This window comes from Streptomyces sp. NPDC037301 (assembly GCF_055602785.1).
In genome coordinates this window covers 122,862-134,085 of sequence record NZ_JBVJWD010000018.1, presented here as the reverse complement: position 1 = coordinate 134,085, position 11,224 = coordinate 122,862, and the positions used below count along the sequence as shown (strand labels likewise).

The window sequence follows — 11,224 nt, the reverse complement described above, 5'->3', positions numbered from 1 at the left end:
GCGCACCGGCGACCTCACCGGTGCGGTGGCGAAGCCGAAGGAGGCGTACCGGGTCGCGTAGCCCTGTGAGGAGGAAGCGGGCCCGGGTGGGTGGTGGCGCACAAGCCGCCCACCTGGGTTAGCTTCGATATATGCGGAACAGGCTGTTCCCGACCTTGTTGGCCGGCCTGCTGCTGATCCTGTCGGTGGCCGTGCTCGCCATGGCACCCGCTGCGCCAACAGCGGTCGGTGCATCCACCATCAACGATGTCGCGCAGGCGCTGCGCAAGAGCCCGGTGTACGTCGACCCGGCCGCCGCCGACCAGCTCTCCCCGGGCCAGGCGGCCGCTCTGACGAAGAAGATCAAGGACGCCGACAAGCCCGTGTTCGTGGCGGTGCTACCGCGGACCTCGGCGTTCCCCGAGCAGAGCCTGCTCACCACCCTGCGCACCGACACCGGCATCACCGGCGTCTACGCGGTCCGTCTCGGCAACGGGTTCAACGCGGGCGCCGACCCCCGAGTGATGTCCACCCGAGCGGTCCAGAACCTCACCGCCGCCGTGAAGACACCCGGCACGGACACCGACGCCGCGACCCAGCTGAACGCCTTCGTCGACCGGGCCGTCGAACAGGCCCGGGGCAGCGCACCCGCCTCCTGGGGCGGCTCCTTTGCGGGTGACGGATCATCGTCCACCGTCGGACTGATCACGGTCGGCGCGATCCTGGTGCTGGGCGCCGGCACGGCCTGCACGATCTTCCGGCGCAACCGGAAGCGCAAGGAGGCCGAGGAGCGGGCCGCACTCGACAAGCTCCGGGTTGTCGTGGACGAGGACATCACCGCGTACGGCGAAACATTGGACCGGCTCGACTTCCACCCCGCCGAGCCGGGCGCCGACGACAGCATGCGCGCCGACTACGAGAGGGCACTCGACTCCTACGAGAGCGCCAAAATCCGCATGTCGAAGGCCCAGCACCCGTCCGATGTGCGCGGGGTCACCCAGGCCCTGGAGGACGGCCGCTTCTCCCTCGCCGTCCTGGACGCCCGCCGCAAAGGCGGTGAACCGCCCGCCCGCCGCCCGCCGTGCTTCTTCGACCCGCGCCACGGCCCCTCGGTCGCCGACGTCCGGTGGTCCCCGTCCGGCGGAACGGCCCGTGAGGTCCCGGTCTGCACGGCGGACGAGATCCGGCTGCGCGAGGGCGAGGAGCCGCTCGGCCGCACCGTCGACACGGGCGACGGCCGCCGCCGCCCGTACTGGGAGGCGGGCCCGGCGTACGGCCCCTGGGCGGGCGGCTACTTCGGCGGCGGTCTGCTCCCCGGCCTGCTGGTCGGCACACTGCTCGGCTCGGCGCTGTCGAGCCCGGCGTACGCGGCGGAGTACGGCGGCGGTGACTTCGGCTCCGGCGGTGACTGGAGCGGCGGGGACTTCTCCGGCTCCGACTTCGACTCGTCGGGCTTCGACGGCGGCGGCTTCGGTGGCGGCGACCTCGGGGGCGGCGGCTTCGACGGAGGCGGGTTCTGAGCCACTGACCGGCTATCTCTCGGGCAGGTGCGATTCATGCTAGACCTGAAGTTATGTCTGGTATCGGCCGATTCCGGGCGAGGCTGCGACGCTTTGTCCGGCGACCACATCGGCACGATGGGGGGCGCTCGGGCCAAGTCACCCCCGCGCCGCCCGGTCGGGACATGACCCACCGCTCCCCGGGCCGCGAACTGCTGTCCCTGTTCAGTGTGCACACCGTGGCCGGCCAGGTCTTCTGCTTCGTGCTCGGGCTCGTACTCCTGCTCATCGCCGGCGGCGGGATCGCGCTGGTGCTGCAGGGCCGCAGCGACAGTCTGGAGGAGGCCCGGCTGCGCACACTGAGCGTGGCTGAGACATTCGCCCACTCGCCGGGGATCTTGCCGGCACTGGACAGCAAGAATCCCACCGCCATCCTGCAGCCACGCGCGGAGCAGGTCCGCCGGCAGGCACATGTCGATAGCGTCGTCGTGGCCAGCCCTCAGGGCGTCCGCTACACCCACCCCGACCCCGCGCTGATCGGCAAGCACCTCATCGGCCCGTACAAGGAGGCACTGGCCGGCCACGGCTTCACCAAGAGCTTCTCCGGCAGCCAAGGGCCGTCGATCAACACGGTGGTGCCCGTCAAGCGGCTCGACGGTTCGGTCGCCGGCGTGGTGTCCGTCGGGCTCACCGACAAGTCGGTGAACAGCGTGGCTGTCCGGTCCATCCCGTTCAGCATTGCCGTCGGGGTGGCCGCCTTCGCGGTCACCGCGGGCGGCGCGGTGCTCTTGAGCAGACGGCTGCGCCGCCAGACACACGGGCTCGGACCGGCAGAGATGACCCGGATGTACGAGCACCACGACGCGGTGCTGCACGCGGTCCGCGAGGCCGTCCTCATCGTTGGGGCCGACCACCGGCTGACGCTGGTCAACGACGAGGCCCGCAGGCTGCTCGCCCTTCCCCCGGATGCCGAGGGCCATGCGTTGACGGACCTCGGAATGGCCCCGGAGGCCGTGGAACTGCTCTCCTCCGGCCGGACCGTCACGGACGAGGTGCTGCGCGTCGGCAACCGGCTGCTGGCCGTCAACCTCCGTCCGGCGGGCGCGGGTGGCGGGCCGCCCGCCACCGTGGCGACCCTGCGGGACACCACCGAGCTCCGCAAGATCACAGGCCAGGCGGAACTCGTCCATGAACGCCTGCTGCTCCTCTACGAGGCCGGTGCCCGGATCGGCACCACCCTCGACGTAAGCCGCACGGCCCAGGAGCTGGCGGATGTGGCGACTCCCGGATTCGCCGACGTCACGAGTGTCGACCTCGCCGATCTCGCGCTGCCCGGGGATGAACCGACCACGCCGGACAGTGCCCCGCTGGACATGCGCCGTACCGCCATCGCCGCCACGGACCCGGAACAGCCCCTGCACTCGATCGGTCGACTGGTCGGATTCGTTCCCTCCAGGACCCGGGCCATGTGCGTGAACATCGACGAGGTCGGGCTGGGGTCCGAGGTGATCACGCAGCTGGGATGGCGGTACTGGGACCCCGAGCGGGCCTCGAAGATCCTGGACTACGGATTCCATTCGGTGCTCTCCGTACCGTTGCACGCACGGGGCGTCATCCTGGGGCTGGTCAACTTCTGGCGCGCGGGCAATCCCGAACCGTTCGACGAAGACGACCAGTCCTTCGCCGAGGAACTGGTGGCCCGGGCGGCTGTCAAGGTGGACAACGCCCGCAGGTACACACGCGAGCACGAAATGGCCGTGACGCTGCAACGCAGTCTGCTGCCCCGCGACCTGCCCGAGCAGAACGCCCTCGACGTGGCCCACCGCTATCTGCCGGCGCGGGCCGAGGTGGGCGGCGACTGGTTCGACGTGATCCCGCTGTCCGGCGCCCGGTTCGCACTGGTGGTCGGTGATGTGGTCGGTCACGGGCTGCACGCCGCCGCCACCATGGGGCGGCTGCGCACCAGCATCCACAACTTCTCCGCGCTGGACTTCGCGCCCGACGAACTTCTCGGACATCTCGACGAACTGGTCAGCCGGATCGACCAGGACGAGGCGGCGGGCGACGGCGCCGAGATCGCCGGAGCCGGCTGCCTGTACGCGATCTACGACGCGGTCTCCGGAAACTGCTCGGTGGCCCGGGCAGGCCACCCCGGGCCCGTGCTGGTCCTCCCGGACGGCAGCGTCGAAGCTCCCGAGGTTCCGGTCGGCCTGCCCCTCGGTATCGGTGGCATGCCCTTCGAGGCGGCCGAGTTCCACGTACCCGAAGGGAGCCGTCTGGTCCTCTACACGGACGGTCTCCTCGAGAGCCGCGACCGGGACATCGACGCCGGCCTGGAGCTGCTGCGCGCCACTCTCGCCGGTCGCGACCGGACGCCGGAGGAGACCTGCGACGACGTGCTCGACGCGATGCTGTCCGGGCCGCCGACCGACGACGTCGCCATCCTGGTGGCCCGCACCCGCACGCTCGATCCGAACCAGGTCGCGCAATGGGCCGTGGCCACCGATCCGGCGGCCGTGGCCGGGGTCCGCAAGAACGTCGCCCAGTGGCTCTCCGAGCGTGGCCTGGACGAGGAGGCGTTCACCACCGAGCTGATCCTGAGCGAACTGGTCACCAACGCGGTGCGCTACGGCACAGGACCGATCGAGGTCCGCCTGCTGTACGACCGCAACCTGATCTGCGAGGTGTCCGACACCAGCAACACCTCACCGCATCTGCGCTACGCGGCGACGACGGACGAGGGCGGCCGGGGACTGTTCCTCGTCGCCCAGTTCGCCGAACGCTGGGGCACCCGCTACACCGAGACGGGCAAGGTGATCTGGTCGGAGCAGACGGTCGGCGAATCGGGGACGGAGGAGGACGCTTGAGGTGCGTTGCAGAAGGCCGTGAGCGTCCTCGCCCGAAATGCCGACGGAGAGCCGCCGTGACACGGGTCTCGCCGGCCCCGGCATTGCTGGGCCGGACCGACGACTCTGCCGCCCGAGAAGATCGAAATGGCCAGTGACACCACCGGAACCAAAGCGAGCTACGGGAACCCGAGCCCCCTCGCACGCGCCCACATCCGGTACCACCGTCCTGGCAGCGGTCCTGTTGATCCTCGGCGGAGCGATGACGATCTGCGAGGCGATCGCGGCCATCGCGAAGGACCATCTGTTCGTCGTGACGCGCCACTACGTGTTCGAGTTCAGCCTGTGCTCGGGGAGCGACGACACGGGTTCTGACCGGCCGGTCCGCAGGGGCCGTACGCAGGGAGTGGCCCGGTCGGACTACGGCAGTGCGCGGTCCCGCCCTACGACGAGCGCCCGCCTTCCGGCCCCAGGCGGGAGAGGGGGGAAGGCGGGCGCGCTCGGGTTCGGGCGTGAGGCGGCGGGAGGCGTCAGGCCTGCCCTGCTGCGGCCTTGATCGCGGAGATGTCGAAGTTGAGCTTGACCTTGTCGCTGACCATCACGCCGCCGGTCTCCAGCGCCGCGTTCCAGGTCAGGCCCCAGTCGGAGCGCAGGATGTCCGCGCTGCCCTCGAAGCCGACGCGCTCGTTGCCGTAGACGTCGGTGGCGGAGCCGTTGAACTCCAGGTCGATGGCAAGGGGGCGCGAGACGTCCTTGATGGTGAGGTCGCCGGTGATGCGGTACTTGTCGCCGCCGAGCTGCTCGGCGTGTGTGGAACGGAAGGTCATGAGGGGGAACTTCTCGGCGTCGAAGAAGTCGCCGCTGACCAGGTGGCCGTCGCGGTCGGCGATGCCGGTGTCGACGCTGGCGATCTTGACGTCGATGGAGGCGGCGGAGTTCGCGGGGTTGTGACCGTCGAGCTTCAGGCTGCCCTCGTGCTCGCCGAAGGAGCCGCGCACGTTGGTGACCATGGCGTGACGCACGGTGAATCCGATGCTGGAGTGCGCCGGGTCGATCGTGTAGTCGCCGGTGAGGGCGGCCAGGGCCGGGTCCACGGCGGGGGCGGTGGCGGACGGGGCGTTGTTGTTCTTGCGGTTGAACAGAGCCATGGCTCCTCCTCGGGGGACGTGATCGAGTGGCGGTGAAGTTGTTGTTTAACCTTCAACGAGATTGACTCTAGCGCGATCTAGTTCAAAGTTCAACATCAGTGGTGCGGATTGTTGCGGGGGATGGCTCGCCTGCCGTCGTCCGCGCCCTTTGTCCTCTGGCGGACGCGCGTAGAACTCGGGCACTATCTCCCTGCCCCTTATTTGTCATGAGCAGGAGGAGTCCCTCATGGTGTCCCGTATGACACTGCGCCCCGTCCTGACCGCCCTCGCCCTCGTCCTCGGCGTCCTCTTCGCCCCCGGTGTCGGCGTTCTCGGCAGCGGTGCCACCCAGGCCCACGCCGACACGAAGCTCACCCACGCACAGGCCACCGCCCGGTTCAGCTCCTCCGGAATCACCTGGTCGTCCTCCGGCGGCTGCTCCAACCGCAACGTGGCCACCTGCACCTCGTTCGACCAGCTCAACCTGGCCACCGCCCAGGGCGCCCAGACCCTCAAGAGCGCCACGGGCTGCGCGCTGAACATCACCGGCGGTACCGAGACCGGGCACGCCAGTGGTACGTACTCGCACTGGAACGGGTACAAGCTCGACTTCGCCAAGTCCACCTGTCTCACGAACTACGTCCACGGCGTCTTCGCCTACATAGGGCTGCGTGGCGACGGTGCACCCCAGTACCAGTCGGGTTCCGGCAACATCTACGCGGACGAGGGCAACCACTGGGACGTGACGTACTACAACTGCGGCGGCTGCTGACCGTACGCCGTATTCGCCCTTTCCCAGGTCCTGACGTCGATGCCCAGCATCGGTGTCAGGACCGCCGCAGTCCTCCTGGTCACCGTCGGCGACGGCAGCAGCTTCCCCTGACACGGGCCAGGTCGGCGACGCGGATCAGGCGACCGTGCCGCACACCCTGCATTGCCTCCTTCCGCTCATCGGCGCCGAGTGGAACAGTCGACCATGTGTGGTGAATCAGCGTGTCCGCGCCGTCCCTGACCCCGTCCGCTGCATGTGGCTGGTGCCGTACGCGAAGCGCATCGTAGATCTGGCTGGAGTACCCCAGAACGCGACGTTCTGCGGCTCCTTCGCGTGATTCACGCCTGCGCCCGGGCTGCCCACCGTGATCGCGTTGCCGACTGGAGCGTCAGGATGGTCACGCAGAGACTCGCCGGCGACGAGTGACCCATAACTGTGCCCGAGGGCTGTCGAGTTCACGCTCCCGCCATGCGCGGTGTCGACCCCGGTGAGGAAGTCGTTCAGCGGGTCTTTCGCTGCATCGGCGCACTTGGCCTCCATCGCGTCACCAAGGATGCTTTGTGGCGCGTCATAGCCGAGCCACACGATGGAAGCCGTGGTGTGAAGCGGATCAGTGGTCGCGGCCTTGGCCTGCAGCATTTCGGCCCGGCGGATGTCGCCGTCGATGGACTCCAGCTTGGCGCCGGTTCCGGGTACGTATGTGGTGACGTTGTCCGAGGTGTCCGGGTTGCCGATCGACATGATCACGTGGCCCAGTTTCTTGTCATCGAAGCCGAGCAGATACGGCTGCTTGGTGGCGTCGCCGCTGTAGTCGTCGTAGTCGTCGTAGCGGCGTTGGACGGCATCCATCCCCTTGAGGGACTTCGTTGGACTGTCCAGGCGGTCGCCGTACTTGTTGTGCCACGCCATCCATTCATCGGGGCACACCTTGGACGGGTAGCCGCCAGAGGTGATGTACGTGTACTTGTTCGTCGGCTCCGGCGGAATCGAGGCCAGCCCCATCTGGTGCTGACCGCGCTTCTCAGCGAGGATCGTGTGGTTGGCTTCGACCCGGGTGTCGGCAGGCGGGCCGTTCAGCGCCCCGATCGCGTCAGGGGGGATGCGCCGGTCGCCGTGGTGGCGTTGCGTGGTGACCGCCGCGCATCCAACCTGCGGTCGACGCCGGAGACCCGGCAGGGCCCGAGGCGTCACATCTCGAAGCCGCCCCTGTCCCCCACGAAGGCGGTGCCGGTCGCGGCATCGGAGGGAATCATGCCGCGCAACGGCATGATCGACGTGCCGGGCGCCTCGGATACCTTGCTGGGCGACGTGCGGAAGTGACCGGTAGGCGCGTCACGTGCGCTCGACGTGCGTGACGCGCACGGACGCAATGTCTTTGACGGTGCCGTCTTCGATCTCCGCGTCCCGTGGCGCCGAGCTCCCCGTCCTCGTCTTCCCGGGGCCCAGCCTGTCGGCCGTCACCCCGGTGTTCCCGAGAACATCCCCGTCCTTGTCCAGGAACTCGAACTGCGCGAAGTAACTCGCCGCCCCGCTCCCGCCGTTCCTGATCGTGTAGTGCACGACGTACGCGCGATGACCCCGGGCCCGATGGCCCTCGAACCCTGACTTCACGATTTTGACGTCCCTCGACGGGTTCGCCGCCGAGGCCTCCTCGCTCCAGGCTCTCCCCGTCCCCGGTGTCGGGGCGCCCTCTTTCGCGGAGTCGGCGGAGTCCTTCGCACCCGAACACGCCGTGAGTAGCCCGGCAGCGGCAGCAACCGCAGCCACAGACAGCCAAAACTTGCGCATGACGCACTCCCTGTAGTCGAAGGGCAGACCATAGCCGCGGGCCGCGGCACACAAGCCGTGGGACACGGGGCGAACCCTCTGACGGGGCAACCGTCGACCGCATGACCGAAACCTGTCGGTTTGCGGCCTGCTCCGGGAAGTCTGCCGCCGAGTCTGCCGACGTCGTCCGGGAGCGTGCGTCGGGCTGGCGAGCACTGCCGGCGAGCACGGAGGAGGCGCGGCAACCTCAACGGATCAGCCGGACCTCGTAGGCTCGATCGGGCTTCGACGCGCGATCGTGGTGCCGATGCCCGTCGGTGCGGGCCGGCACGGACCTCGCCTTGCTGATACAGGCCGCCGGCGGCCGGGATGGCCAGGATGGGCGCATTCAGGCGGGCGGGCCTGCGGGGCGCGCGGATGCGGTGCTGGACGCGGTGATCGGTGCGGTCGTATCGGAGATCAGTGGGCTCGCGAATTCACGACAACCGGAAGCTGCGACTCGTCGAAGGTTGCCGAGCCGGCGATCAGGCCCAACGGTCCGGCGTACGCGGGGGCCGAAATCCCGGTGGTGTCGACCCTCAGGCTGTGAAGCCGAGGCCGAGGAAGGCGGCCCAGGCGGCGGGCGGGACGGTGAGGACGGGGCCGTCGGTGACCTTGGAGTCGCGGATGTGGACGGCGGTGGGGTGGGCGGCTACCTCGACGCAGGCGCCGCCCTGGTCGCTGCTGTAGCTGGACTTGCGCCAGTCGTAGGCGACTTCGATGCAGTCGCCACCTTGGTCGCTGCTGTAGCTGGATTTGAACCAGTCGAGGGCTGTCGAGCGGGGGGCCGGGTGTGCTGCGCGGGTCATGTCTCTCCAAGCAGTTCGTCCAGTAGGCAGGCGCTCTTCTCGACGGAAAGCGCCTGCGAACGCAGCATCCCATATTTCTGTTGGAGCACGCTGACGTCGTCCGGGTCTTCGTGCAGGTAGCTGGTCAGCTGTCCCTCCACGTATGCGAAGTGGTCGTGATCGGGGGTCTCCAGCAGCACCATCGGCCCCGCAAGACCTGCGTGCTTCGGAAGTTTCATCGGCAAGATCTGCAGCCCCAAGAAGGGGAGTTCCATGCATTGGCGCAGGTGCTTGATTTGCTTCCGCAGCATGGCAGGGTTCCCGATCTCGCTGCGCAGAATGCTCTCCTCCAGCAGGAAGTGCAGCATGGGGCGGGGTCTGCGTTCGAGGAGCTTCTGCCGGTCGAGACGGGCGCCACCCATTCCTCCTGCTCGTCCTCTTCGAGCGGTGGATACAGGCAGGAGAAGACGAACCGGATGTACTCCTCGGTCTGGAGCAACCCGGGCAGCACTTGGTTTTGGTAAGAGAGCAGCGTCACCGCCTCCTGCTCGTACTCCACGAAATCCTGCACGAACGCCGGGAACCGCTCCTTCTGCGGCACCTTCGACACCGCGACCTGCAACACCCCTTTCGTGCCCAGCAGCTCATCGAGCTGCGCTGCGAAATCGGCCTGCAACGGCCTGCGCCCCTGCTCGATCGACGCGATCGTGTCCTCGCCCACGCAGAACTGATCGGCCAGCGCCGCCTGCGTCATCCGGGCCGCCTTGCGGAACGTCGCCAGCTGGGCACCGATCAGGTGCCAGGACGTGATCCGCTTGTTCTTCTTCGCCGAGTGCATGAAGTGCCTCTCCCCGTCGCGAAACCCGGATGACCCGTCAGGCCCCGTACAAGTGCGTTGTACGACCCGACGCGCTGATCAACGGTAGTGACTTTGTGTGACGTTGGCTGCGTGAACGAACCAACTCAACTCCCCTACTTCCGCGAGGCGTTCCACCGCAGGGAACGCCGATCCGTCCCGCTCGTACGACAGTTCGCACGCCAGGCCCTTATCGACTGGGCGTGCGATTCCCGTGCCGACGACGTGTTGCTCTGCGTGAGCGAACTCGTCACCAATGCCCTCCTGCACGGCGTCCCGCCCGGTCGCGGATTCCGTACCCACCTCTACCTGGAGCCGGCCGACGGCCTCCTGCGGGTCGAGGTCCACGACAGTGGTGACGGGGAGGTGCGCCTCGCCGACGAGGGGCGCGGCGCCCGACGCGGAGGGCGGACGGGGGCTGCTGCTGGTGGCGGCGCTCGCCGACAAGTGGGGGGTGGGGGAGCGGAACCCCGGCAAGGTGGTGTGGTGCGAGTTCGATGCGTCGGCGGGGGTGGGTCGCGGCATTTCGACGAGATAGACCCAGGGGCCGAGATACAAGATCGGCAGGGTCTACCGGTTCCGGTCGCGAGTGGGCTATTCCTGGAACGGCGGCCCTCGACGGGGTCGTATCCCGTGGAAGTGGAAGGAGCCCTGCCATGGCCGACTGGTACGTGGACGACCGCTGCACCAATTGCGACGTAGCCCGACAGTTCGCGCCCGAGCTGATCGGAGAGGAGGAAGGGGCGTCACGGATCCTGCGGCAGCCCAGCGACGAGGCGGAGAACCGGCGCTTACACGCCGCCGTCTTCGCCTGCCACACCCGCTCGATCCGGCCCGCGTCGGGGCAGCCGGACCCGGCGCTCGACCCGTTCCCGATGGCGCTGGACGACGGCGTACTGGTCTGCGGGCACAACTCCCAGCACACCGCCGGCGCCAACTCCTATCTGCTGCGGCGCCCGTCCGGCACGGTCATGATGATCGACACCCCGCGCTGGAGCCCCAAACTGGCCGAGCGGTACGTGGCGACGACGGGGCCCGTCACCGATGTGCTGCTCACCCATCGCGACCACGTCGCGCACGGGCGCCGTTACGCCGACCACTTCGGCGCCCGGATGTGGATCCACGAAGGGGACCTCGACGCGGCGCCGGACGCGGACCAGGTGATCCGGGGGCTCGACCCGGTGGAGATCGGCGAGGGTGTCACCGCCCATCCGCTGCCCGGCCACACCCGGGGCAGCGTGCTCTATCTCGCGGACGACCGGTACTGCTTCAGCGGCGACAGCTTCTACTGGTCGCGTACGACCGGTGATCTCGAAGTCGCGGAGAGCGTGACCTGGTACTCCATCGAGGAGTTGGCCGCCTCCCTGGCGAGGACGGCGGGGCACCTGCGGTTCGAGTGGGTGCTGCCCGGCCACGGCGACCGGCACCGTCTGGATGCCGACGAGATGTCCCGGCGGTTGCGCGCACTGGCGGAACGCACGGCGCTGCTGCGGCCCCGGCCGATCGACTTCACCGCCCTCCGCTGGTGACGTTCCACGACCGCCGGTGACG

10 protein-coding genes and 3 pseudogenes are annotated in these 11,224 nt (G+C 68.7%); 8 read left to right on the top strand and 5 right to left on the bottom strand.

What is annotated here, in order from left to right:
- Positions 1-131 precede the first annotated feature (131 nt).
- From ACZ7IB_RS27190 to ACZ7IB_RS27180, 3 genes are all read left to right on the top strand, one after another.
- Complete coding sequence (locus ACZ7IB_RS27190) at positions 132-1,499, top strand: hypothetical protein (protein ID WP_470916443.1); 1,368 nt, start codon at positions 132-134, stop codon at positions 1,497-1,499.
- Positions 1,500-1,663: 164 nt separating this feature from the next.
- On the top strand, positions 1,664-4,345 hold the full coding sequence (locus ACZ7IB_RS27185; RefSeq protein WP_470916442.1) for a SpoIIE family protein phosphatase: 2,682 nt from the start codon (positions 1,664-1,666) through the stop codon (positions 4,343-4,345).
- A gap of 37 nt (positions 4,346-4,382) precedes the next feature.
- Complete coding sequence (locus ACZ7IB_RS27180; protein ID WP_470916441.1) at positions 4,383-4,880, top strand: DUF7144 family membrane protein; 498 nt, start codon at positions 4,383-4,385, stop codon at positions 4,878-4,880.
- Here the strand turns inward: ACZ7IB_RS27180 and ACZ7IB_RS27175 are convergent.
- Entirely contained in the window at positions 4,855-5,472 is a 618-nt protein-coding gene (locus ACZ7IB_RS27175) for a YceI family protein (RefSeq protein WP_470916440.1), read from the bottom strand. The genes ACZ7IB_RS27180 and ACZ7IB_RS27175 overlap by 26 nt on opposite strands.
- Positions 5,473-5,698: 226 nt before the next feature.
- Here ACZ7IB_RS27175 and ACZ7IB_RS27170 point away from each other — a divergent pair, with 226 nt between their 5' ends.
- Positions 5,699-6,223, top strand: a complete 525-nt coding sequence (locus ACZ7IB_RS27170; RefSeq protein WP_470916439.1) for a hypothetical protein — start codon at positions 5,699-5,701, stop codon at positions 6,221-6,223.
- A gap of 18 nt (positions 6,224-6,241) precedes the next feature.
- Positions 6,242-6,331: pseudogene (locus ACZ7IB_RS27165) on the top strand (transposase); the annotation flags it as partial.
- A gap of 108 nt (positions 6,332-6,439) precedes the next feature.
- Here ACZ7IB_RS27165 and ACZ7IB_RS27160 read toward each other — a convergent pair.
- Positions 6,440-7,225 (bottom strand): alpha/beta hydrolase, encoded by a 786-nt coding sequence (locus ACZ7IB_RS27160; protein WP_470916438.1) that lies wholly within the window; start codon positions 7,223-7,225, stop codon positions 6,440-6,442.
- A gap of 3 nt (positions 7,226-7,228) precedes the next feature.
- Between ACZ7IB_RS27160 and ACZ7IB_RS27155 the strand changes: the two genes are divergently transcribed.
- A complete protein-coding gene (locus ACZ7IB_RS27155) occupies positions 7,229-7,543 on the top strand; it encodes a hypothetical protein (protein ID WP_470916437.1) in 315 nt (104 codons plus the stop codon).
- A gap of 12 nt (positions 7,544-7,555) precedes the next feature.
- Here ACZ7IB_RS27155 and ACZ7IB_RS27150 read toward each other — a convergent pair whose 3' ends face one another.
- The 3 genes and pseudogenes from ACZ7IB_RS27150 to ACZ7IB_RS27140 form a co-directional block, all read right to left on the bottom strand.
- Positions 7,556-8,011, bottom strand: a complete 456-nt coding sequence (locus ACZ7IB_RS27150; RefSeq protein WP_470916436.1) for a hypothetical protein — start codon at positions 8,009-8,011, stop codon at positions 7,556-7,558.
- A 557-nt stretch (positions 8,012-8,568) separates the two neighbouring features.
- Positions 8,569-8,838, bottom strand: coding sequence for a DUF397 domain-containing protein (locus ACZ7IB_RS27145; RefSeq protein ID WP_470916435.1), 270 nt, complete (start codon positions 8,836-8,838; stop codon positions 8,569-8,571).
- Positions 8,835-9,571 (bottom strand): annotated as a pseudogene (locus ACZ7IB_RS27140) (helix-turn-helix domain-containing protein). The gene ACZ7IB_RS27145 and the pseudogene ACZ7IB_RS27140 overlap by 4 nt, the downstream one beginning before the upstream one ends.
- Before the next feature lie 195 nt (positions 9,572-9,766).
- Here ACZ7IB_RS27140 and ACZ7IB_RS27135 point away from each other — a divergent pair.
- Both ACZ7IB_RS27135 and ACZ7IB_RS27130 read left to right on the top strand, forming a co-directional pair.
- A pseudogene (locus ACZ7IB_RS27135) lies at positions 9,767-10,211 on the top strand (ATP-binding protein).
- Between the two features lie 118 nt (positions 10,212-10,329).
- Positions 10,330-11,202: an MBL fold metallo-hydrolase gene (locus ACZ7IB_RS27130; RefSeq protein ID WP_470916434.1), complete on the top strand. Its 873-nt coding sequence runs from the start codon at positions 10,330-10,332 to the stop codon at positions 11,200-11,202.
- Positions 11,203-11,224 lie beyond the last annotated feature (22 nt).